We start from the raw sequence: 22,851 nt of genomic DNA on the forward strand, positions 1-22,851 counted from the left end.
CACCACGGCCACGGCGATGCAGACCGCGGCCATACCGATCAGCGAGTGCATGGCGGCCACCAGTTCGGGCATCTTGGTCATCTCGACCCGTTTTGCCACGACGGCGCCGATGCCGCCGCCGACCACCAGCGCGCCGAAGATCAGCGCCAGGCCTTCGGTGACCGTCGACTGGCCCGCGCCGGCCGCGAGGAATTCGTTCTTCAGCTTGACGATCAGCACCAGCGTGGTCACCGCGGCGATGGCCATGCCGGTCATGCCGAAGGCGTTGCCGCGCCGTGCGGAACCGGGATGCGAGAGGCCCTTGAGCGCCTGGATGAAACAGACCGAGGCGAGCAGATAAAGCAGGGTGACAAGGTTCGTGCTAACGAGATTGCTCATACCGCGGCCTCCTTGCCGTGGGCGCCTGCAGCCTTGGCCTTGGCCTTGGGTTCCTTCTTCTTGAACATCTCCAGCATGCGCTGCGTCACCAGGAAGCCGCCGAACACGTTGACCGCGGCCAGCGCCACGGCCAGCGTGCCCATGGTGCGGCCCACCGGGCCCTCGGTCAGGCCGGCCGCCAGCATGGCGCCGACGATGATGATGGCCGAGATTGCATTGGTCACCGCCATCAGCGGGGTGTGCAGGGCGGGCGTCACCGTCCAGACCACGTGGTAGCCCACGTAGATCGCCAGTACGAAGATGATCAGGTTGATCACCGTGTGGTTTACCATTTCCATCGCCTTCTCCTCAGCTTGTCAGTTCCGGTTCACGGCTCTTGGTCATCAGGCAAGCCGCTACGATGTCGTCTTTCATATCGATGGCGAGCTTGCCATCCTTGTCGATGATCAGCTTGAGGAAGTCGAGCACGTTGCGCGCGTATAGCGCGGACGCGTCCGCCGCCACCATGCCGGCCAGGTTGGTGTGGCCGATCAGCGTGACGCCATGGCGCTCGACCACTTCGTCGGCCACCGTAAGCGGGCAGTTGCCGCCCTGCGCCGCAGCCAGGTCAACCACGACCGAGCCCGGTTTCATCGCCTTCACGGTCTCTTCCTTGAGCAGCACCGGTGCCTGGCGTCCCGGGATCAGCGCGGTGGTGATGACGATATCGGCGGCCTTGGCGCGCTCGTGCACCAGCTCGGCCTGGCGCCGCATCCAGTCGGGCGGCATGGGGCGGGCATAGCCGCCCACGCCCTGCGCGATCTCGCGCTCTTCGTCGGTGACGAACGGCACATCCAGAAATTTGGCGCCCAGCGATTCGATCTGTTCCTTGACGGCGGGACGCACGTCGGAAGCTTCGATCACCGCGCCCAGCCGCTTGGCGGTGGCTATCGCTTGCAGGCCGGCCACACCGGCGCCGAGGATCAGCACGCGCGCTGCCTTGACGGTGCCGGCGGCGGTCATCAGCATCGGCATGAAGCGCTGGTAATGGTGGGCGGCGACCAGCACGGCCTTGTAGCCGGCGATGTTGGCCTGGGAGGAGAGCACGTCCATGCTCTGCGCACGGGTGGTGCGCGGCGCCGCTTCGAGTGCGAAGCCGACAATGCCGGCCGCGCCCATGCGGGCTTTGTTTTCCCCATCGAAGGGATTGAGCATGCCGACCAGCACCGCGCCCTCGTTCATCTGGGCCAACTCGGCCGGGGTCGGGGCGCGGACCTTGAGCACCATCTGCGCGCCCAGGGCGTCGGCGGCGCTGCCGATGCGGGCGCCGACCGCCTCATACGCCGAATCCGGCTGACTCGCGCGCACGCCCGCTCCCGCCTGGACAACGACCTGATGGCCCTGCGTCACATACTTCTTGACCGTCTCAGGGGTGGCGGCAACGCGCGCCTCACCTGATCGCGTCTCCTGAGGAATGCCAATTTGCATCATTGTTTTCCTTTAAATGGCCAATAAGCTCACGTCCAGACTATACACTATATTTATTATTGTCGACACAAATAAATATAGACGCAAGACTCCATTCATTGGCTTCTGGCTCAATGCGTCGATGCACAAGTATGGAGAGAACAGCAGATGAAGGGCGTGGGGCGACCTCAASCTGATGAGGCTAGCCGACAGCTATGGTGAAGTGCCACCCGCTGTGGATGATTTCAGCTTTGCGAGGGTGGAGAGCGCAGCAGGGGCAACTAGGCAGCTTTGCGCCGCTTGGCTGTTTGCCCGGTCTGCTCCCGCGTGGCCGAGCCCTTGCCGTCCTTTGAGACTGCCGGAGCGCCGGGCTTCATCGTGAGAGCACGCAGCGCGGCATCCCTCGCCTCATCCAGCCGCTTCCGGGCAAGGGAGAGCAGCAACTCCTCGTCACGCTTCACCACCGCGTTATGGAGCGCACGCCAGGTCTTCAACGAAGCAGGAATGGATTGCGGAGCGGCAGATAGTCCAAGGCGAACGTAACGCAGCGTGCGAAGCGAGATGGATTGCAGCATGTCAACCAGTAATCGGTTGGCACACAAATCGACAATCGCAAAATTCAGCAGAAAGCTCTCGACAGCAAAGGCGTCGGCCGACTCCTCCGCTGCCTTGGCGAGTTTTGGCATGCGTTCGTCAAGGACTTCCTGGAGGCCGCCCGAATTCTCGCGCACAACCTGCTCCAGCATCGTAACGTAGAGTACTGCTCGAACCTTGAAGATATCGCGAAGCTCAATCTCGCCGGGCGCGGTGACAATAGCGCCGCGCCTGGCCTGAAACTCGACCAGCCGGTCTCGTTCGAGGATGCGCATGGCCTCCCTGACTGGCGCGCGGCTTACATGCAGCACTTCGCTAATGTCTTTCTCCAGCAGACGCTGGCCCGACCGGACAAGATCGAGCGTGATCACGCCAGCCAGTCTGGCGGCGATCTGTTCGGCAATGGGCGCGGATGCGCGTGCCCAGTCCTGCCCTCTTAGCACAGCGTGCTCAACGGCCAGCATCAGCTGATTTTTGGGCGTGAGAAGGCTGGAGAGATCGGGGAGGTTTTCAGTCTTGCTTCTGCTCATGGTTTCGAATGCCGGTGTACTGTCCTGGACGTCGCATGGCTACTGCGCGACTTCGGCATTCTATCCTTCCCCATGCTCTTTGAGGCTGACAGCAACCATAAACCACTGAGCAAGCCTGATACATCACTTTTATCGACCAAGGGGCGCCACCTTTAGCGTCCCTTGCCGAAGCACCGTGCTGCCGATCGGTAGTTGTTACCGAATGACAGCGTCACATCGCCGATGTGTGCCCAATGAAAATCCGGACCTCAGAACGGTTTATCCCCGATGATGGCTGCGCGCTCCATTTTCCGTGGCGCTGGCCAATAGTCGTGAACCGCATAATGCTGAGTGCAACGATTGTCCCATATCGCAACGGTATTCGGGCGCCAGCGGAAACGGACCTGATATTCCGGAATTGAGGCTTGACTCAGCAGGTAGTTCAGCAGATGGCTCGCACCAGGATTCTTGTCCAGGCCATAGCGGACATTCTCGGGCGTATGGAAATTCGCGAAATGCGTCGTGAAGCTGCCCACATAGAGAATTTTTTCCCCTGTTTCCGGGTGCGTCCGCACTACCGGATGCTCAACCATGGGGTTCTCCGCGGCCAGCTTGGCGCGCGCTTCGGGGCTCATGACGGCACCGAAGGAATGCTCGATGCTGTGCTTGGCGCGCAAGCCTGCGATGCGGACTTTGATTTCCTCCGGGAGCTTCTTGTAAGCCTCCGCCATATTGACCCAAATGGTGTCTCCACCTACGTCCGGACATTCGATGCAATGTAGTACGGCGCCCATCGGCGGACATTCGCGCCACAAACCATCGGTGTGATAGTTGTTCTCGTAGCTTTCCTTTTTGTCGCTTCGATAAATCTTTACCAGACCGGGATAGTCAGGATCGCTGTCGAGGACCGGATGATCCTCGAGGTTGCCGAATTTCCGGGCGACTGCAACATGCTCCGCCCGTGTGATTTGCTGATCCCGGAAGAAAAGTACCTTGTATTTCAACAAGAGCGCCTTGACCTCGGCGAACAGCGAATCGTTGCGCGAAGCATCACCCAGGCTTAGTCCGCTGACTTCCGCACCAATACTGCAGGTCGAAGGTTCTATGCGCATGATGGACTCCATTAGTTTAGATAGGTCGGGAGACTTGGATCAAACCGCACACGGCAAGGCGAGTGCTGGCAACAACAGCGACATGGTTCACACCCACCCTTCATGAACTTCCCGGAGGCGTGCGGTACGCCCCCGGGATGACCGGGATCGCTCAGGTAGCGAGACGCACCAGTTGCTTACCGAAGTTGGCGCCGGTAAGCATGCGGATAAACGCGGCAGGCGCGCTGGTCAGGCCTTGCGCAACGTCCTCCTTGAAGCGCAACTTCCCTTCGCGATGCCAGACCGACAAGTCAGCCAGTGCCGTAGGAAAGTAGTCACGATGATCCGCGATGACAAAGGCGTAAGTGGTCACGCGGTGCATCAACAGTTGCCGCATGCCCTTGATGCCATAGGGCTCCTTGGCGTTGTACTGGCTGATATTGCCGCACAATGCAATGCGCGCATGGTCGTTGATCCGCTTGAGCACGGCATCCATCACGGGGCCGCCTACGTTCTCGAACAAGATGTCGACATAGTTCGGCGTGGCGGCCTCCAGTTGTGCCTCGAAGTCAGCAGCTCGGTAGTCGACACAGGCGTCGAACCCAAGTTCCTCGACAACATATCGGCATTTCTCGGGGCCGCCCGCGATACCCACCACCCGGCAACCCTTCAGCTTGGCGATTTGTCCGGCGATACCGCCAACCGCGCCGGAAGCGGCGGTCACCACCACGGTTTCACCGGCCTTGGGCTGCCCCAGCTTGATCATGCCGTAATGCGCCGTCACCCCGGTCATGCCCAGCACGCTCAGCGCTGCGGAAGACTGTTTGAGAGCGGGGTCAAGCACGCGCACCGTTGCCTTGGTTACCAGGCCATGCGTTTGCCAGCCGAGCTGCGCCGCCACCAGCGTTCCGCGCGGGAGTTCGGGGTCGTTGCTCTCGATGACCTCGCCGACGGTGCCACCGGGCATGAGTTCGCCCGGCTTCAGGGGCTCGGCATAGGAGCGCAGCGGATCCATGCGCGGGCGCATATACGGATCCAGCGACARATAGTGATTGCGAACCAAGGCCTGTCCGGCCTCGGGGCGCGGCAAAGCCGCTTGTACGATGGAGAAGTCGTCCTCCGTGACCATTCCCGCCGGATGGCGCTTCATCAAGACCTGGGTGTTTTGTACCGTCATCTCAAACTCCTGCGCTACGCAGCAACGCTTCGGCGTTACGGTACATGTACGCATCGAGCGCATCGTCCTTGATCGGCAGCTCGAGCGTTTTGCGCACGCCTTCCTCCACGCCGCAGAACGAATAGGCCGAAGCGTAGATGAAGCGGTTCGGCAGCCAGTTCAGGCCTTCCACGTAGCCGTTGCCACCCGGGGCGAACATGTACACGTCAGGCGAGAGGAAGACGTTCATCAAGCCGGTCACCTCGCTCTTGAATGCCAATGCCACCGCCTCCGTGACATAGGGATAGCAGCCGTGCCCGAGAACCACCGGCATGGTGGAGTACCGGCGTGCAACCCGGTCAAAGCGCACCGGATCGGTGTGGCTGATATCCGGCCCAGCCAGCGGCCCGGTCATGAACAGCAACGGCACTTGCAACTCCGCCACCTTCTCGTAGAACGGGAACAGCCGCTCGTCATCCGCATACATCGGCGTGCGGGCCAGGCCCGGCTCAACGCATACGCCGACCAGGCCAAACTCCTTCACTGCGGTGTCGAGGCCGGCCAGGATTTCTGCCATCGGTTTGTCGAAATCGACGCCTGCCAGGCCCAGGATGCGGTTGTCAGTGCGTTTGGTCAGCGTCGCGAGGTCGGCATCCTCGATGTGCACGGGAACCGGACGGTTAACTGAATGGCGACCGTTCATGAGGCCGATGCGCACGCCCACACTGTCCATCTCGTCCATCAGGGCGCGCAGTGCACGGTCCTCGGAATGGGGAAACGGTTCGGTACTGATGGTGTAGGAGCGCGGTACCGGTTCTCCAAGGATGCGATTGACGGTACCCACCACGTTGGGGGTGAAGAACGACCGGTAGGGACCAGTCGGTGGGCGCAGGCGGAAGTCGATGATCTTGCCAGCGAGGCGGTCGAGTCGAGGGTCGCTCATTTCAGTCTCCATTGATCAGTGTTGAGTTGGCAGGCGATCCCGCCTGCTTGAAATCAAATATACGCCACGATTTCGTTAATGTCGACATAAATCTTCGCACCTCCGTGATTCGGACATTCGGGGCATTACCCCCTGCACACCACGTGAGCCAGGGCGAGCTGGCGCCAGCTACCTTGGTACGGCTTGGCGACGGCGAGGAATGCTGCGGCTGCGATCGAGGTCGGCGCAGTGGAATGAATGCAAGAGGGGCGAGCCGCAGCCCGCCCCTCTACAGCGCGCATGAAATCAGGAGATATGCACGCCGCCCTTGCAGCGACCTTTCCCAGTTTCCATAGTTCTGGTCGCTTGAGCCATCGCTACAGAACTGCCGACACGCCGCCGTCGACCGCCAGGACCTGCCCTGTGATATGTTTGCCCGCATCCGACGCAAACAGGAGAGTGGCCCCCTTCAGATCTTCGTCGTCGCCAATGCGTTGTAACGGAGCCCGTTCCAGCAAGGAACCGATTTCCTCTGTTTCGAGCAGGCCCTTCGTCATCTTGGAAGGAAAGAAGCCCGGCGCGAGGGCATTGACGGTGATTCCATACTGTCCCCACTCGCCCGCAAGAGTGCGGGTGAAGTTCAGCAACGCAGCCTTGGAGGTGTTGTAGGACACGGTTTGCATCACGCCGGGTGCATTGCCCCGCAGCCCCGCAATCGATGCGACGTTAATGATTCTCCCGTACCTGCGCGGGATCATCGTCTGCTTCCCGACTGCCTGCGATAGCAGAAAGACGCTGCGCACGTTCAGGTCCATGACCTTGTCCCAAGCCTCGATCGGATGGTCCTCGGCCGGAGCGCCCCAGGTCGCACCGGCGTTATTTACCAGAATGTCGATACTTCCCAGCCGATTCAGTGTCTCGGAAACGAGCGGTGCAATCTCGCTTTCCTTCGCCAGGTTGGCGGCGATTGCGCTAGCCTCGATGCCGCGCCCCTTCAGATGCGCCACGGCATCATCAAGGTCGCTCTGCTTCCGTGACGAGATGACAACCTTGGCGCCTCGCTGACCGAGCGCTTCCGCGATCTGCAGGCCGAGTCCCCGTGATCCGCCCGTAACCAGTGCGGTCTTTCCAGCGAGATCAAATAGATCCTTCTTCATACTCATCGCTCCTCTCTTCCTTATAATCGTCGACCAATCGACTAACCTGACCTGACCGAAGCGTGGAGAAGCGCTCACAACCATTGCGATTTCGTTGTGAGGGGCGTCTGCTCCACCGGATCCAGCACCGACATCCAGGCGCTCACCTTTGGCATTTCCCAGCCGAAGTAATAATCACATGCCGCCCGTTTTCCGAGAAAGAAATCGTCATCGGAATGCTCCCCATCGATCGACATTGCAGTAACCATCTGATCCAGCCACAGCCAGCCAACAACGATGTGGCCGAATGCTTCCAGATAGGGCCCCGCATTCGCTAACCGAAGGTCAGCATCTTCAATCGAGTGAAGCCTGGCAGTGATCGCCAGGATCTGGCCCCATGCCGCTTCAAGTGTCCTGGCATGGCTCTCCAATGTCTTGATAGTCCTTGCGGACTCCAGTGTCCCAACTATTCTCGCGGACAGAAGGCTGACGGCCAAACCGTTCTTCACGCGTGTTTTTCGACCAAGAAGGTCGATTGCCTGGATACCGAAAGTTCCCTCGTGAATGGGGTTGAGTCGATTATCGCGATAGAACTGCTCGACGTTATATTCACGCGTATAGCCGTAGCCGCCATGTACCTGGATCGCCAGATCGTTGGCCACCAACCCCCACTGCGAAGACCAGCTCTTTACGACAGGCGTCAGAAGGTCCAGGAGAAGCTTCGCGTCCGCGCCCGCTTCGCTGCCTTCAAGGGAATTGACCTCATCGCTCAGATATGCGGCGTACAAGCAAAGGGCAAGGGCACCCGATGCATACGCCTTCTGTGCAAGAAGCATGCGCCGGACGTCGGCGTGCTCCACAATGGGCATTGGCGACGAATTCGGATCCGGTTGGCTGCGTGAGCGCCCTTGCAGGCGCGTTCTTGCGTAGTCTAGCGAATGGAGATAACCGGTATAAGCGAGCGCGGCAGCGTTGAGGCCGACGGTGATGCGCGCTTCGTTCATCATGTGGAACATGTGGGCAAGACCGCACCCTGGCTCGCCGATCATTTCGCCGAGCGCACCTGCTTCGCCCTCCGGCTGGAAACGCCCTTCTCCAAAGTTGAGCAAACAGTTCACTGTGCCACGGAAACCCATCTTGTGGTTGATGCCTGCGACCACGACGTCGTTGCGTTCGCCGACGCTGCCATCATCGGCGACGAGGCGGCGTGGTACGCTGAAAAGAGAGATGCCCTCAACACCGGGAGGCAACCGGCCATTCGTGTCCGGGACTTTCGCCAGCACCAGATGCACAATGTTCTCGGAGATATCGTGGTCTCCACCAGAGATCCACATCTTGTTTCCGAACAGGCGATAGCGACCGTCCCCGGTCGGTACGGCACGAGTACGGATATCGGCGAGGCTGGAGCCCGCCTGTGGTTCCGAAAGACACATTGTGCCGAAGAATCGCCCCTCGGACATTGGCTGCACATAGCGCAAGACACGCTCTCGCTCGCCGTGGGCCATGAGCAGATTGGCGTTTGCGATGGTCAGGAAGGCATAGCCCGCGGTACCGGCGTTCGCCCCCATCAGGTACGCCATGCCCGCCCTCTCGACGACGGCGGGCAAACTCATTCCGCCCCAAACCGCCGGGAAGCCCGCAGCCATCAGGCCCGCGTCGGAGAAGGCGCGCAAGGCGACACCGACCTCCTCGTTGACGGTCACGCCCTCGCCGTCGAATACCGGCTCAATCTCGTCGTTCTTTTTGTTGTGGGGCGCAAAGAGATCCACCGCAAGATCGCGGTACACATCTATTGCCGATTCATAGTCGAATCGATCTTGTCCGGCAAATCGCGGGAATTGCGTCAGGCGCTCTACTTTCAGCCAGTCAAAGAGGATGAAACCAAGATCGCGACGTGAGAGGATGAGTTCGTCTGTCATGAAGGCTAATGATTGGGAGCAGGCGCTCGGTCTCGATAACAAGCAGGGCTTGTCGGTCGCCTCGATTTCCAGGCGAATACGCCGTTGCGCGACCGACGGAAACGCAGCGTCATCCGGATACCTGGAGGCAAATCTTGCTCAATTCGAGTTCACTCTGCGCCGCGCCACTGCCAGGCACCATCTCGCCTTGCCGATCGGTGACTTCCGAGATCCGCCTTGCAAGCTTGTCAGAGACATCGTCGCCGGCACCGAGATGAATACCTCGTGTGAGCGTGATGTTCGCTGCTTCGAAGCTACCGGCCCCGGCACACAGCACCATGCGGGTGGGTGCGTCATCGCTGACGAGAACGCCGACGGCGGGACTCACGGCTGCCGGCGACAATGCGTTCAACACATCATCCGGCATCAGGCCTTGCAGCATGCGCGTGCCGGCCGTAGGCGCAAGGCAATTTACGCGGATGTTGTGCTTCCCGCCTTCCAGCGCCAAGGTCTGCATCAGGCCAACCAACGCCATCTTGGCTGCTGCATAGTTCGCCTGGCCAAAGTTTCCGTACAGGCCGGATGATGAGGTCGTCATCACAATGCGCCCATACCGCTGTTCGCGCATCGTGTCCCACACGGCCTTCGTGCAATTGACAGCCCCCATCAAATGCACCTCGATGACTTCACGGAAGTCTGCGAGATCCATCTTGCTGAAGCTTTTGTCGCGCAGGATACCGGCGTTGTTGACCAGGATATCGACGCTTCCCCAACGCGTGACAGTATCCGCGACCATCTTCTGTATTTCGGCAAAGTCGGTTACCGAGGCACCATTGGCCACGGCCTCGCCTCCGAGCGCCACGATCTCATCGACGACCCTCTGTGCCGCCGAAGCCGAACCACCCCTGCCGCTGACATCGCTGCCGAGGTCATTCACCACAACCCTCGCTCCCAGGCGGCCAAGGAGCAGGGCATGCTCACGCCCAAGCCCAGCCCCCGCACCTGTAACGATGGCGACGCGATTCTTCAGGTTGATGCTCATTCTTCAACTCCCGGAACACATCCGATTTGTGATTGCGCTACTGCGACGGAAGTTTTGCGAGCTTGGCCAGACGCCCCCACTTGGCGAATTCGGTCCGCACATATCCGGCAAACTCCTCAGGACTCGCGCTTGCCGTGGCTTGCTGATCCTGGCGTGCCATCGCTTCCTTGAATTCGCGCGAATTGACTGCGCGGACGGTCGCGTCGAACAGTTTTCGGACGATCGGATCCGGTGTCTTTGCGGGCGCCCAGATGCCGAGCCAACTTTCCTGGATCAGATCCGGATCCTTGAAGAGTTCATAGAGCGTCGGCACATTCGGCAATTGCGGGGTTCGCTCACGCGAAGACACCGCCAGGGCGCGCAGCCGGTTTGATTCGATGAAGGGTCGCACGGCAGGCGCGATGAAGAAGGCGAAGTGAGGTACTCCGTCTGTCAACTGCGGCAGCATATCCGTCACCAGACGAACTGGTACGTGAACCGTTGCAATGTCTTCCTTGTCGGAGAAGATCGCGCCGAGAAGGTGGGCAGCAGTCCCGACTCCGCCCGAATAGTAGTTCAGCGTTCCCGGATGCAATTTTGCCCACTGGACCAGGTCGCCGGCCGACTTGACTTTCGACTCCGCGCCTACGGTAAGAACCCCCGCGGATCTGTAGGCCAGCGAAATGGGGGTGAAGTCATTCAGCGGGTCGAATGCGACTGCAGGCTGCGCTACCTTGCCGATCAGCTGTGCCACGGACCCTAGCATGATGGTGTAGCCATCCGGCGCGGCGTGCGCGCCTGCCACTGCTCCCACCGAGCCACCGGCGCCAGGCTTGTTCTCCACGATGACTGTTGTACCCAGCGTCGGTGCCAGATTGCGGGCGAGCACGCGCGCGGCGGTATCGATGCTGCTGCCCGCAGGGAACGTCACGATGAGCCGGACCGGCCTTGACGGATACGCATCGGCGTGAGCGGCCGCACTCATCAAGGAACCGAGAAATACGGCGAGGAATGCCGCTGTACAACGCCTTGCTCTGAACATCTTATTACCCCCTTGGTGAGTTGATGTTTCGTTGGCATGTCTCCGGGACGCCGCTCCCGCTCCTTCCGTGAGCGGCACCCTGGATCCAAGGATACCTCAAAAACAATTCTTGTCGACATAAATATTGCGCTATGCTTGGAAGCGAAGGACAACAAAACAAGGAGACAAGACATGCGAAAGTGGATCAAAGGACTTTCAGCCGCCCTGGTTACGTCGGTCGGCTTCTCGGCAGCGCTCTGCAGTCAAGCCATGGCTGCATGGCCGGCCAAACCGATTCGCATGGTGGTGCCGGCCTCCGCCGGATCCGGCACCGACACGCTGGCGCGCGCGATGGCGGATCGACTGGGTAGCGCCCTCGGGCAGACCATCATCGTCGACAACAAGCCTGGCGCGAGCGGCATCATCGGCACAGAGGCCGTAGTCAGATCGGAACCCGATGGTTACACATTGCTGTACACGAATGCCTCGTTTGCAGTCATGGCTCCGGCAATCACGCCGAAGATGCGCTATGACATCGTGCATGACCTGGTGCCGATCGCGCAGGTTGCTGTAGGCGGCGTGATACTTCTGGTTAACGAGAAGCTTCCGGCAAACAATCTCCCGGAACTCATAGCACTGGTCAAAGCCAACCCGGACAAGTACTCCTACGGAAGCTGGGGCGTGGGATCGTCCGGGCATCTCATCATGGAATACCTGAAGCAAAAGACGGGCATGAAGATCGCCCATATTCCATACAAGACCGTTCCCCAGTTGCTGACCGAGCTGACTTCCGGCGTCCTCTCGATCGGATGGGCCGATCCTTCGTCTCCAGTCCCTTTCATCAAGGCAAAGAACATAAAGGCGCTCGCTATCAGCGGAAACTCGCGAGCGCCGGCGGTGCCCGAGATTCTGACCATGCGCGAGCAGGGCTTCCCATTTGACGCCGTCGGCTGGTTCGGCATGTTTGCCCCTGCGGGAACGCCGCCCGAGATCGTGACACGCCTGCACAACGAAGTGAACCGCATCCAGGCCACCACCGAAATGCAGACGCTGATGACCCGGTTGAACTTTGAACCGCCGCCGGTCGCCACGGTTGATCAGTTCCGGGCCACTATTTCCAAAGACCTGACCGTCTGGCAGGGAATCGCGCGACAGAACAATATCAAAGCAGAGCAATGAGCAACATCGCGGCCCAATGTTCGGCTTGAGATGCAACAACTGCGGACCATCAACGGCTTGCCCGCCACTGAGGTGTCGTCGCTGGAGCGGCCTGGCTATTCGCAACGCATGCATCACAACTAATTAATGTCGACATGATAATTAGTTTGATGCTAAGCTGCACTCGCTGATGACGCCCCCGCGAGCATGTTGCCGGAGCATTGAAATACAAACGCAAAGGAGATGAGATGAAGGCGGTAAGAATATTTCCAGGATCGGAAGGTGGCACGCTGCAGATTGTCGACGTGCCGACGCCTGTTCCGGCCGACGGAGAAGTACTGGTGCGCGTGCGCGCGTCAGGGTTGAACCGCGGCGAAATCAACATGGTCAGGCGCGCGCGCAGCGGTGCGCCGATCCCGGCGGGGGTCGAGTTTGCCGGTGAAGTCGCCGCGCTGGGTGCTGGCGTTCAAGACTGGCAACCAGGTGACCGCGTGGTGGGCCATGGCGCCGGCGGACAAGCCGAATACGTGATTGCCGATCCGCTCGCACTCATGCGCATTCCCGATGCACTGCCTTGGCCGGAAGCTGCGGCGTTTCCTAATGTATTCATCACAGCGCATGATGCACTCGTAACCAACGGCCAGCTAAAGCCCCGCGAGACAGTCCTGGTCAATGCTGCATCCAGTGGCATCGGACTGGCTGCGATTCAGATTGCGCGCGCCCTGGGCGCCGGCATGGTGATTGCCACCACGCGCTCCGCCGCCAAAGTACAGAAGCTGAAGCAGCTCGGTGTCGAACATGTGATCGATGTCTCAAAGGAAGACCAGGTCGAAGCGGTGAAGGCGCTCACTGCCAATCGCGGTGTCGACATCATCATCGATTCAGTTGGCGGAACCGTCTTTGAAGCCAACCTCAACAGCCTCGCGGTTCAGGGCCGGCTGATCAACATCGGGCGGCTTGGGTCGAGCACCGCCACCATGAATCTTGAGCTGCTATGGCTTAAGCGCCTCAAGCTTATCGGCGTGACATTCCGCACCCGTACGGAAGCCGAGAGACTGGCATGCGTTCAGGCGTGCGCGCGCGATTTGCTGCCACACCTCCAGGCGGACCGGTTTCAATTGCCGATCGACCGAACCTACCGCCTCGACGAGGTCGCGGAGGCACATGCGTACATGGACACCGATCAGCACTTTGGAAAGATCATCCTCACTACCGACAACGCGTTGGCATGACAACCAGGATGTCACCAGCATGAAGATTCCCTCACACCTCGACAAGTACGAGCGACTGAGTGCCTTGCGCCAGCGCTTCGACCCGCTCGCCGATTTCGAACTCTGGTTCTGGACCACGCTCACCGCCGGCACCAACGCGCTGAATACCTGCCTTCATCTGGCTGGGCTTACCAGCGATGATCCGGTGTTTTCCACCATTCCCGGCGTGCACATGGTCCAACAGCCAGATGGCACCTACGCCCGCATGCTGCGCGGTCCAGGCGACGTTAGCCACGTCGGGTGGCCTCCCATCGAGGGCACGATCCCGTCGGACGTTCGTGCCCTCGAGCACGCGCTGGAGACCATCGAGCAGTATCGCGATCCTTGCATTCGCAGCGGATTTTCCCCCACGGCAGCCATTGTCGCCGAGTGCAACGATGCGTTCGATGAGATCAGGTCCATTCTCAAGGACCGCAGGAAAGGGAGCAGGCCATGATTCCGGAACTCCATCGCAAGATGGCGGAGCGCATCGAGCGTTCCTTGGCGGTCTGCCAGGAGGACGACTGGGAGATGAAGATTGAAGCGGCCATGCTTGCCGGCACGCACTGGGCAAACTATGCCCTGCACTGCCATGGCGTCTGCACGGATGAGGAGGACATCGTTCACACCTCCATGCTGGTGGTGAACACGCTACGCAAGTACGCCATTGTCGAGCCCGAGTTGCTGCGTGCGCTGGGCGAGATCGAAGAGATGCGCCCGTTGTACGTCCGGGGGGATCTCAAGGGAGGTCGCGAGGCCGCGTTGCACGCGCTCGCACTGCTTGGTGAAATCAACGAGCGGGCACGCCGGATCGCCCGCCCGACACATCAGGACAGGGGATAACCGTGCTAGGTCAAATGATGCAGCAACCGCTGCTGATCTCGTCGCTGCTGCAGCATGGCGAACGGCACCACGGCAGCCAGGAGGTCGTCTCTCGCCGCGTCGAAGGCGACATCCATCGCTACACCTTCACGGAAATGGCCGCGCGCTGTCGCCGTTTGGCCAAGGCTATCGCTAGCCTGGAAGTGAATTTCGGCGAGCGCGTTGCCACCCTGGCGTGGAACGGCTACCGGCACATGGAGCTTTACTACGCCGCATCCGGTTCGGGCGCCGTGCTGCATACGCTTAATCCGCGCCTGCACCCCGATCAGCTTGCCTGGATCGCCCAGGACGCAGATGACAAGGTACTCTTCTTCGATCTGAGTTTCCTGCCGCAAATCGAGGCGCTGGCCGACCGGCTGGGTTCCGTCCGCCATCTGGTTGTCATGACTGACCGGACCAGAATGCCGGTCTCCAGCCTGAAACTGCTGTGCTACGAAGACCTGATCGAGGCCCACAGCGATGCCTATGACTGGCCGGTTTTCGACGAGGGGTCGGCGTCGTCGCTGTGCTATACCAGCGGCACTACGGGAAATCCCAAGGGCGTGCTTTACAGCCACCGCTCGACCGTACTCCATGCATACGCTGTCGCACTCCCCGACTCCCTGAGCCTGTCCGCGCGCGACAGCGTGCTGCCCGTGGTGCCGATGTTCCACGTGAACGCCTGGGGCCTCCCATACTCCGCATGCATGGTGGGCGCGAAGATCGTCTTTCCCGGCCCTTCCCTCGATGGCAAATCCCTTTTCGACCTGTTCGAGTCGGAACAGGTGACGCTGTCCTCGGGCGTCCCAACAGTATGGCAAGGCTTGCTTGACTATATCGAGAACAACGGACTGCGATTCAGCACCATGAAGCGGACGGTAATCGGGGGATCCGCCTGCCCGACGGCGATGTTGCGCTCGTTTGAAGAAACCTATGGCGTGCATGTCGTCCACGGATGGGGCATGACCGAGACCAGTCCATTCGGTACTGCATCTGTGCTCAAGGGCTCGCAGCTGTCTTTGCCGGCAGAGCAGAAGTATGCGATCCAGGCCAAACAGGGGCGTTGCGTCTTCGGCATGGATATCAAGATCATCGACGACGAGGGCGAAGAGCTGCCCTGGGACGGGCGATCGGCAGGCCATCTCATGGCCCGCGGTCCATGGGTGCTCTCGCAGTATTTCCGCCAGGACAACAAGAGTCCGCTCGTCGACGGCTGGTTCCCAACCGGAGACATTGCAACCATCGACGGCGATGGCTTCATGCAGATCACCGACAGGACGAAGGATGTCATCAAGTCGGGCGGCGAATGGATCAGCTCCATCGATCTGGAGAACGTTGCAATGGGTCACCCCGGCGTCGCCATGGCCGCCTGCATTGGCGTGGCGCATGCCAAGTGGGATGAGCGTCCGCTAATGCTCGTTGTGCGCAAGCCCGGGTCCATGGTGACCCGTGGAGATCTCCTGGACTTCTTTGCGGGGAAGATCGCCAAATGGTGGACTCCGGACGATGTGGTTTTCGTCGCGGAGATACCTTTGGGCGCCACGGGCAAGATGCTCAAGACGCGGCTGCGGGAGCAGTATCACGCCTATCTCATCGACGGCGGGCGCAACGGAAGCCACTAGTCGGTTACAAAGCCAGCGCGAAAACCAACCCTCTTCGAGGGTGCCGACATCCTGCTTGCGTCCATCTTGTGGACGACAGAAGCAGCTGGCCGCGTGCGGGGGCACGGCCAGCGGGTGAGAGCTTAGTTCGCGATAAAAAAAATCTTACGATGGAGGTTGCAGTACACATGAAAAGATCGCTTCTTGCACTATCGGCGATGAGCACATTCGCCGGAGTGGTTCAGGCCCAGTCAAGCGTCACACTGTATGGCGTCGCAGATGCACCGGTCGAATTCGTCAATCACCTGGCCAGCGCCCCTCCCACCATCAATCCCGTAACCGGGGCCATCACCCAGCAGCCCGGTGGCAACCGCTTTGCCGTCGGCTCTGGTGGTGGTATGTCCGGCTCACGCTGGGGTCTGCGCGGGGTAGAGGACCTGGGCGCAGGCACGAAGGCGCTGTTCGTGCTCGAAAGCGGCTTCGGCCTGGATACCGGCACGGCGCAGCAGGGCGGTCGCGTGTTCGGCCGCCAGGCATACGTCGGCTTGCAGAACGACAGTGTCGGCAAGCTTACCTTCGGCCGCCAGTACACCTCCATGTTTGATGCATTTGCGAACTTCTCGCCCCTCAGTTACGCCACCCTGTACGAACCGGCGATTCTGCAACTTGGCACCAACTTCCGCGAGGACAACACGGTCAAGTACACCGGCGTGTTCGGCGGCCTCACTGCCGAGGCCCACTTGAGCTTCGGCGCTGGTGTTCCCGCCGTTGGCCTGGTGCCGCTGGCTGGCGGTGGCGCTGGTGAAGTCCCTGGGCATTTTCGAGATGACACCGCCTATGGAGCTGGCCTGATTTATAACGCTGGACCGTTCGGCGCCGCCATTTCATACGATCAATGGAATCCCGCCGTTACCGTAGGAAGTCCCGGAACCGCGAAGAAGGCGGGTGCTGCCGTCAACTACAAGTTCGGCCCGGCGAAGCTCATGGCCGGCTATCGTTGGGGAGACGCCAAGGACAGCACCGGCAACAGCGTGGTACGCGACGACTATTACTGGGTGGGGGCCAACTACCAGGCCACTTCCGCCCTTGCCCTGACTCTGGCGTATTACTACGACAACCTCAAGACACTACGCGTCAACTCGGCGGCACCGGCTACCAACCCGGCCAATCCGTGGCAGGTCAGCCTCGTCACGGACTACGCGCTGTCCAAGCGCACCGATGTGTACCTCACCATGGCATACAGCAAGAACTCGGGCTTGAACCTGGACACCTCGGCGATCGGCTTCGCGAATGGATACTTTCTTTCGCAAGGCAACACCAACCAGTACGGTGCGGCCGCCGGCATCCGCCACAAATTCTGAGTCCCGATTGCCAGACCCGGCCTTTGCAGCCGGGTGCCCCCCACAAGCAATCATGGCGCAATCAGCGAAACACGGCGTCCGCGAACGCCGGGCGCATGCATGCGCCTGGGATGCTCAGAACGTCTTGCGCAGGAAGCCCTGGTTGCCTCCGTTGCGATTCGGCGCGAAGCCGTTTGCCTGCAGGGACTCCTCTACCGTGTCGTAGAAAACGCCGATCTTGGAGATCTCGCGCGCCTGCTTTGCGGTGGCAATCTCGCGGCCGAACTCGCGGGAGATGCGCACCAGCTGCTCGATCTGCTTCACGGTGCTGATCTTCTCCGTGCGCGACTGGTTCCACAGGCAGTCCTCGGTGCCGCAGCGCACGTGCAAGCCCATGGAAATTCCCATCATGTTGACCGGCAGCACGTTGCGCACGTTGCTTTCCACCGTGACCACCGCGCCATCGGGCACTGCGCGCATGAAGTTGCCGAGGCTGTAGACATTGGGCGTATCCATGCCGCCGGCGATGGCCACCCAGTTCATGACCAGCGGGCCTTTGTAGAAGCCGCGGCGCATCAGCCGCTCCACTGACTCAAAGCTGTTGAGGTTGTAGCACTGGAATGCACTCTGAATGCCCTTGGCCGTCAAGCGGCGGACGTGCTCCTCCACCCATCCTGGCTGCGCAGGCACGGTCATTTCCTTGTAGGCGTCGAAGATGGCGGGGTTCGCGCGCGAGGTGCCCCTGAAATCCGCATCTTCCGCCTGATCGGTGACGTTCATCTGCGAGGTGTTGACGGTCACCGTGACCTGGTCCGGCGTGGGCTCCAGGTCGGCCAGCATGTGGCGGGTATCATCAGACAGCCACTTTGCAGCCTGGCCATCGTTTTCGGGGGCGAAGGAGATGGAGCCGCCAACCTGGATGATCATCTCCGGCACCGCCTTGCGCACGCCGGCGATCAGTTCATTGAACTTGGACAGGCGCTTGCTGCCCCGGCCATCGAGTTCGCGCACGTGCAGATGCAGCACCGTGGCACCCGCGTTGTAGCAGTCCACCGCCTTCTGGATCTGGTCTTCCATCGTGACCGGGATGTCCTCGGGAAAATCGCCAGGCAACCAGCCGGGAGCATAGGGCGCAGCAGTGATGATCAGGGGCTGCTGGTTTTCGGGGAAGAGGTGGCCGTCGAGAAAATTCATGGTGGTTTTCCAGGAGGTAGGGCTGCTGTGGGTTCAGTAGGATTCAGTAGGAGATGTCCCCCGGCTGGTATGCGCCGGACGCCTTGCTTTGGCATCGAGCAATAGCAGCCGCCTAAAACGGCTTGTCGCCGATGATGGCGGTACGCTCCATCTTGCGAGGAGCAGGCCAGTAGTCATGTACGGCGTAGTGTTGCGTACAACGGTTATCCCAGATGGCCACGCTGTTCGGCCGCCAGCGGAAACGCACGTGGTACTCCGGGATCGTGGCCTGGCTGAGCAGGTAGTTGAGCAGATGACTCGCACCCGGGGTCTTGTCCTGTCCAAAGCGCACATTCTCTGGCGTATGGAAATTGGCGAAATGGGTGGCGAACGGGGAGACGTACAGAACCTTCTCGCCAGTTTCCGGATGGGTCCTGACGACTGGATGCTCCACCATCGGATACTCCGCTGCGAGCCTGGCCCGGGCCTCCGGAGCCATGACGGCACCAAAGGAATGCTCGATGCTGTGCTTGGCTCGCAGGCCGGCAATGCGCGTCTTGATGTCCTCGGGCAGCTTCTCATAAGCCTCCACCATATTGACCCAGATGGTGTCCCCGCCAACATCAGGGCAGGAGATGCAGCGCAAAACCGCGCCCATCGGCGGGCGCTCGCGCCATGAAGCGTCGGTGTGGAAGGTATTCTCGTAGTGTTCTTTTTTGTCGCTCTTGTAGATCTGCACGAGACCCGGGTGCTCGGGATCGCTGCCGACGACAGGATGATCTTCCAACTCGCCAAACTTCCGGGCAAAGGCGACATGCTCTGCGCGCGAGATGTCCTGGTCGCGCAGGAACAAAACCTTATGCTTCAACAGAAGCCCTTTTATTTCCGAAGAAAGTGAGTCGTCCCTCGACGCATCGCCAATATTCACGCCCGAGACTTCTGCACCAATAGAGCATGTGAGCTGTTCTACTCGCATATTCGCTTCCTTTAGATTCTTGAGTTTGATGCGCTGGGCACTTTCGTGACCGGGGTGGCGTAGACTTCCGCCCCCCCCATCTGCACGCATTGATGCATTGCAGCATCCGCACTTTTTGAGACGACCAGGCACGGACGATTTGGGATTTCCCGCCGAAATGCACTGGCGGCGTTGGTCAACCCTTGTCCGGCTTGCCTTCTCTGCGAGCCAGGCTTATCGTGAGTGGCTTGGATAGGATTATCTGGACTTGCGGGCCAGGACGCTTGACAACGCGCGCCAGAATCTTACGGATTGCGCCAATCGGCAGCTCCTCTCAACCCACAAGATGCCGATATCGCGCGCAACGGGCTGAGTAAGGAGACGAGCGGCAGGTGTCCCGATATCGGGGAGGGTTGCAGCGCAATCCCTGGTTCCGTATAACGCTTGAGTCATAGACTTTCACGGCTTTCACATGAGTACCTTGGTTCGCAGCGCCGCCTTGATCAGATACTCGGAGATCGCTCACACGCTGGGAATCGATCCGGAACGGATGGTGTGCGATGTGGGGGCGGATCCGTCGTGCTTGTACGCGCCGGACCAGCGCATTCCCGAACCCTGGCTGGCCAGTGTTTTCGAAGCGTCGGCCAAGTCCCCGGACTCCCAGGCAATAGGCCTGCTCGTCGCCGAAATATGGCGGTTGTCCGACTTCGGCCCCGTCAGCTTGCTCCTGCAACATCAGCCGACCTTGCGCCACGCACTTGGAGAGATGGAGCGATACCGCCACCTGCTGAGCGACACCGTGGCGCTGACCGTCGAAGAGTCGGCGGGTACGGCGATCGTGCGTGTTCATCTGGTGACGGGAAGGCCCACCCCCGGTCGGCAGGCGACGGAATTGTCCGTGGGCGTCACGTTATGCCTGATGAGATGCATACTGGGTGCCAGCTGGAGGCCGCGCAGCGTGCATTTTTCCCACGCCGCGCCGGCAAGTCATCGCATCCATAACCGTCTGTTCGGACCGAATGTCGAGTTTGACTGTGAGTTCGACGGCATGGTGCTGGAGCGAGGGGATCTCGATCGCCCAAATCCGCGCGCTGATGTCACCCTGGCCCGTTACGCCAAGGAGCTTCTCGATCTTCAGCCGCGCGCAAGCCAGGGTTCCATCACCGCAAATGCCCGTCGGGTCATTCATCTGCTCTTGCCCCGGGGACGGACCGCCATCGAGCAGGTTGGCGAAAAGATGGGCTTGAGTTCCAGAACGCTGCAACGCCGGCTGGAACAGGACGGAGCGGATTTCTCGTCGCTGCTCAGTGAAGTTCGCAGGGAGTTGGCGATCCGCTATCTTGGTGATCAGCGTTATCCCGTGTCGCAAGTCGCAACGCTGCTTGGGTTCTCGGAGGTGAGCGCGTTTTCCCGCTGGTTCAGCGCGCAGTTTGGCAAGCCTCCAACTCGCTGGCGGAACGATCTCTTGAATCTGTAGGCACTTGGCGGTCGGGAGCGGCGAGCTTTGGCGAAGATCGCCAGTTCGCCCCACTCGGCACCGGCACATTGGCCAGTTACGCGCCCTGATGTGGCGCCAGGGACAGCCCCCGGCGGAAGGCACCGTGGGGGCCGTCAGAATGCGGCCGGGAGGCCGTAAGGGATTCTCGGCAGATTAATGCCATGAACGGCTCAATGTGCTCCTAGTTATGCGCGCCATCGGTGAACGTATCGCGCCGGTCCGTGACTCGCGCGCCGTCCGTGAATGTGTCTCGGCGGTCCGTGACTCTGGCGCCATCGGTATAGACGTCAAATTTCGATGCTCTCAATCCATCGGAGTAGACATCGAACTTAGATGCTTTCCCTCCATCGGTATAGGGGTCACGAGGCCCCGTCGTCCTGGCGCCGTCGGTGTAAACGTCCCGCGTTCCGTTTCCCGCATAGACACATGCAGCGCCAAGTGCGGCCCCTGTCACCGCGAGCAGTGCAATTTTCCTAAGCATCACCCACCTCCTTTTCTTTAGGTGGTAATTCGTTCCCCCGGGCCGGTAAAAGCCTGGGTTGAGTATAGGACCGCCCGATTGCCTTGTGCGTCGCACAAACCCACATTTTTGTTATTGCTTTTATGACTTAACGATAGTTGTAGCCAAATTCGGATCCTGGACGCCAGGCTGCAAAGTGATTTCCCATGTTCGTTTCGCGCGCTATATTAGAAAGGAAACGAATGGCACATACCGTACATATCGTTATTTGCCGCCAACAATGAATAGCGCCTTGGCTTGGAAGTGAAGTGTGCATTCCCGTTCTCGCCGCCGCCACGTTCCAAAGTACTTCCGACGTGCCTCCACAATCGATGCAGGCTGGTCAGGATGCAATCACGGATGTAGAGGAAGGGCCTGATTGTCGGGCGCATTGACATGGACCCGGACGCCACCATCGCTACTCGCATTGATTAAACATGAATCGAAAATCAATTCCAGGTATCTAGTCCCGTTCTAGTCCCATTCTTTTATTAGCCATGGCCCAATGGAAGCGAGAACGAATTTTGACTACCGGAGCCGGATAGCCATTTCACCACTGAGTAGATTGAAAGCGTTGTGGCGGACACATTGCGCGCCGGCCAGGGATCCAATGAAGCATATTGCACAATCCATTCGCATCCCTATGACTGCCGCCATTGCATCAATCGCGCTTTCTCCGGGGTTGTCACGCGCCATCGCGATCGATGCCCAACTCGACTGCAAATCGACCGCGCACGCATTCGTTGCGCCACTACTGGCGAACCGTTATATCGATCCGGATCCGATGCACGTCGAAGCGAATTCGATTAATGCCTTCCGGCCTGAGCAAGGCATCAGCCTGAGAGCATTCGACTTTCGCGTCTACGTCGTGCTCGGCTACGAGAAGGGCGATCCGATCTTCAAACAGGGGAGCGGCCAGCCCCTTGCGGAATCTGCCTACGGCGCGGTCGTGATCGGCCGCACGGAATCGGTGGAAAAGAGCGTGCGGCAAGCGGGCAGCGATGCCGTCGTGCATCATGTAGCGCCTTTCGTCACCGCGATTTTCTGCAAGGTGCGCTGAGGCGCATGCCGGACGACAGTACAGCTACCGCCGATCACCAAGCGCCACTTCCCGAACCCTGCCCGCTGCGGCGGGCCTCCTTTATACGCTGCTAGGTCATCCCCAGACGCCACAGTGTCGCGCCCACCTCCATCAGCGCTGTGCGCGTTTCCTGCGGCAACCTCTCGTCAGCAATCAGTTCCGCCAGGATGGTCACCGCCTCCTCTACCGCCAGGAAATCCTCGTTGACATCGCTCCCTAGGCGCTTGATCGACCGAATCGCATCGTCGACTTTCATGGCAGCT

Annotated in this window: 22 protein-coding genes; 8 read left to right on the top strand and 14 right to left on the bottom strand. The window is 60.2% G+C overall.

The window, feature by feature from the left end; translation table 11 throughout:
* The 11 genes from AC1DQ3_RS33170 to AC1DQ3_RS33220 all read right to left on the bottom strand — a co-directional run.
* Window positions 1-378, bottom strand: a 378-nt coding sequence (locus tag AC1DQ3_RS33170) for an NAD(P)(+) transhydrogenase (Re/Si-specific) subunit beta (protein WP_477124346.1), incomplete at its 3' end; no start/stop codon positions are given.
* A complete protein-coding gene (locus AC1DQ3_RS33175; RefSeq protein ID WP_477124347.1) occupies window positions 375-716 on the bottom strand; it encodes an NAD(P) transhydrogenase subunit alpha part 2 in 342 nt (113 codons plus the stop codon). The genes AC1DQ3_RS33170 and AC1DQ3_RS33175, both read right to left, overlap by 4 nt.
* A 10-nt stretch (window positions 717-726) precedes the next feature.
* Window positions 727-1,845 (bottom strand): Re/Si-specific NAD(P)(+) transhydrogenase subunit alpha, encoded by a 1,119-nt coding sequence (locus AC1DQ3_RS33180; RefSeq protein WP_477124372.1) that lies wholly within the window; start codon window positions 1,843-1,845, stop codon window positions 727-729.
* A 260-nt stretch (window positions 1,846-2,105) separates the two neighbouring features.
* Window positions 2,106-2,948 carry a GntR family transcriptional regulator gene (locus AC1DQ3_RS33185; RefSeq protein ID WP_477124348.1) on the bottom strand — a complete coding sequence of 281 codons (843 nt, stop codon included), beginning with the start codon at window positions 2,946-2,948 and terminating at the stop codon, window positions 2,106-2,108.
* Between the two features lie 248 nt (window positions 2,949-3,196).
* Window positions 3,197-4,039 (bottom strand): TauD/TfdA dioxygenase family protein, encoded by an 843-nt coding sequence (locus AC1DQ3_RS33190; protein ID WP_477124349.1) that lies wholly within the window; start codon window positions 4,037-4,039, stop codon window positions 3,197-3,199.
* A gap of 151 nt (window positions 4,040-4,190) precedes the next feature.
* On the bottom strand, window positions 4,191-5,195 hold the full coding sequence (locus tag AC1DQ3_RS33195) for an NADP-dependent oxidoreductase (RefSeq protein WP_477124350.1): 1,005 nt from the start codon (window positions 5,193-5,195) through the stop codon (window positions 4,191-4,193).
* Between the two features lies 1 nt (window position 5,196).
* A complete protein-coding gene (locus AC1DQ3_RS33200) occupies window positions 5,197-6,117 on the bottom strand; it encodes an amidohydrolase family protein (RefSeq protein WP_477124351.1) in 921 nt (306 codons plus the stop codon).
* Window positions 6,118-6,473: 356 nt separating this feature from the next.
* The gene (locus AC1DQ3_RS33205) at window positions 6,474-7,259 is read right to left on the bottom strand and encodes an SDR family oxidoreductase (RefSeq protein ID WP_477124352.1); all 786 of its coding nucleotides are present in this window, start codon (window positions 7,257-7,259) and stop codon (window positions 6,474-6,476) included.
* A 68-nt stretch (window positions 7,260-7,327) separates the two neighbouring features.
* Window positions 7,328-9,151, bottom strand: a complete 1,824-nt coding sequence (locus AC1DQ3_RS33210; protein WP_477124353.1) for an acyl-CoA dehydrogenase — start codon at window positions 9,149-9,151, stop codon at window positions 7,328-7,330.
* A gap of 109 nt (window positions 9,152-9,260) precedes the next feature.
* Entirely contained in the window at window positions 9,261-10,172 is a 912-nt protein-coding gene (locus tag AC1DQ3_RS33215; protein WP_477124354.1) for an SDR family NAD(P)-dependent oxidoreductase, read from the bottom strand.
* A 37-nt stretch (window positions 10,173-10,209) separates the two neighbouring features.
* Window positions 10,210-11,193 carry a Bug family tripartite tricarboxylate transporter substrate binding protein gene (locus AC1DQ3_RS33220; protein ID WP_477124355.1) on the bottom strand — a complete coding sequence of 328 codons (984 nt, stop codon included), beginning with the start codon at window positions 11,191-11,193 and terminating at the stop codon, window positions 10,210-10,212.
* Between the two features lie 171 nt (window positions 11,194-11,364).
* Between AC1DQ3_RS33220 and AC1DQ3_RS33225 the strand changes: the two genes are divergently transcribed.
* From AC1DQ3_RS33225 to AC1DQ3_RS33250, 6 genes are all read left to right on the top strand, one after another.
* On the top strand, window positions 11,365-12,351 hold the full coding sequence (locus AC1DQ3_RS33225; RefSeq protein WP_477124356.1) for a Bug family tripartite tricarboxylate transporter substrate binding protein: 987 nt from the start codon (window positions 11,365-11,367) through the stop codon (window positions 12,349-12,351).
* Between the two features lie 227 nt (window positions 12,352-12,578).
* Complete coding sequence (locus AC1DQ3_RS33230; RefSeq protein ID WP_477124357.1) at window positions 12,579-13,562, top strand: NAD(P)H-quinone oxidoreductase; 984 nt, start codon at window positions 12,579-12,581, stop codon at window positions 13,560-13,562.
* A gap of 19 nt (window positions 13,563-13,581) precedes the next feature.
* Window positions 13,582-14,037 (top strand): hypothetical protein, encoded by a 456-nt coding sequence (locus AC1DQ3_RS33235; protein ID WP_477124358.1) that lies wholly within the window; start codon window positions 13,582-13,584, stop codon window positions 14,035-14,037.
* Window positions 14,034-14,423 carry a hypothetical protein gene (locus AC1DQ3_RS33240; RefSeq protein WP_477124359.1) on the top strand — a complete coding sequence of 130 codons (390 nt, stop codon included), beginning with the start codon at window positions 14,034-14,036 and terminating at the stop codon, window positions 14,421-14,423. The genes AC1DQ3_RS33235 and AC1DQ3_RS33240 overlap by 4 nt, the downstream gene beginning before the upstream one ends.
* Window positions 14,424-14,425: 2 nt before the next feature.
* Window positions 14,426-16,063: a 3-(methylthio)propionyl-CoA ligase gene (locus tag AC1DQ3_RS33245; protein ID WP_477124360.1), complete on the top strand. Its 1,638-nt coding sequence runs from the start codon at window positions 14,426-14,428 to the stop codon at window positions 16,061-16,063.
* A gap of 167 nt (window positions 16,064-16,230) precedes the next feature.
* Entirely contained in the window at window positions 16,231-17,403 is a 1,173-nt protein-coding gene (locus tag AC1DQ3_RS33250; RefSeq protein WP_477124361.1) for a porin, read from the top strand.
* Between the two features lie 114 nt (window positions 17,404-17,517).
* Here the strand turns inward: AC1DQ3_RS33250 and AC1DQ3_RS33255 are convergent, their stop codons facing one another.
* Complete coding sequence (locus AC1DQ3_RS33255; protein WP_477124362.1) at window positions 17,518-18,576, bottom strand: beta-keto acid cleavage family enzyme; 1,059 nt, start codon at window positions 18,574-18,576, stop codon at window positions 17,518-17,520.
* Between the two features lie 112 nt (window positions 18,577-18,688).
* On the bottom strand, window positions 18,689-19,531 hold the full coding sequence (locus AC1DQ3_RS33260; protein ID WP_477124363.1) for a TauD/TfdA dioxygenase family protein: 843 nt from the start codon (window positions 19,529-19,531) through the stop codon (window positions 18,689-18,691).
* A 451-nt stretch (window positions 19,532-19,982) separates the two neighbouring features.
* Here AC1DQ3_RS33260 and AC1DQ3_RS33265 point away from each other — a divergent pair, with 451 nt between their 5' ends.
* Both AC1DQ3_RS33265 and AC1DQ3_RS33270 read left to right on the top strand, forming a co-directional pair.
* A complete protein-coding gene (locus tag AC1DQ3_RS33265) occupies window positions 19,983-20,987 on the top strand; it encodes an AraC family transcriptional regulator (RefSeq protein WP_477124364.1) in 1,005 nt (334 codons plus the stop codon).
* A gap of 1,130 nt (window positions 20,988-22,117) precedes the next feature.
* Entirely contained in the window at window positions 22,118-22,567 is a 450-nt protein-coding gene (locus AC1DQ3_RS33270; RefSeq protein WP_477124365.1) for a hypothetical protein, read from the top strand.
* Between the two features lie 91 nt (window positions 22,568-22,658).
* Here AC1DQ3_RS33270 and AC1DQ3_RS33275 read toward each other — a convergent pair whose 3' ends face one another.
* Window positions 22,659-22,844, bottom strand: coding sequence for a hypothetical protein (locus tag AC1DQ3_RS33275; protein WP_477124366.1), 186 nt, complete (start codon window positions 22,842-22,844; stop codon window positions 22,659-22,661).
* Window positions 22,845-22,851 lie beyond the last annotated feature (7 nt).

The organism is Cupriavidus sp. 01T418 (genome assembly GCF_056398885.1).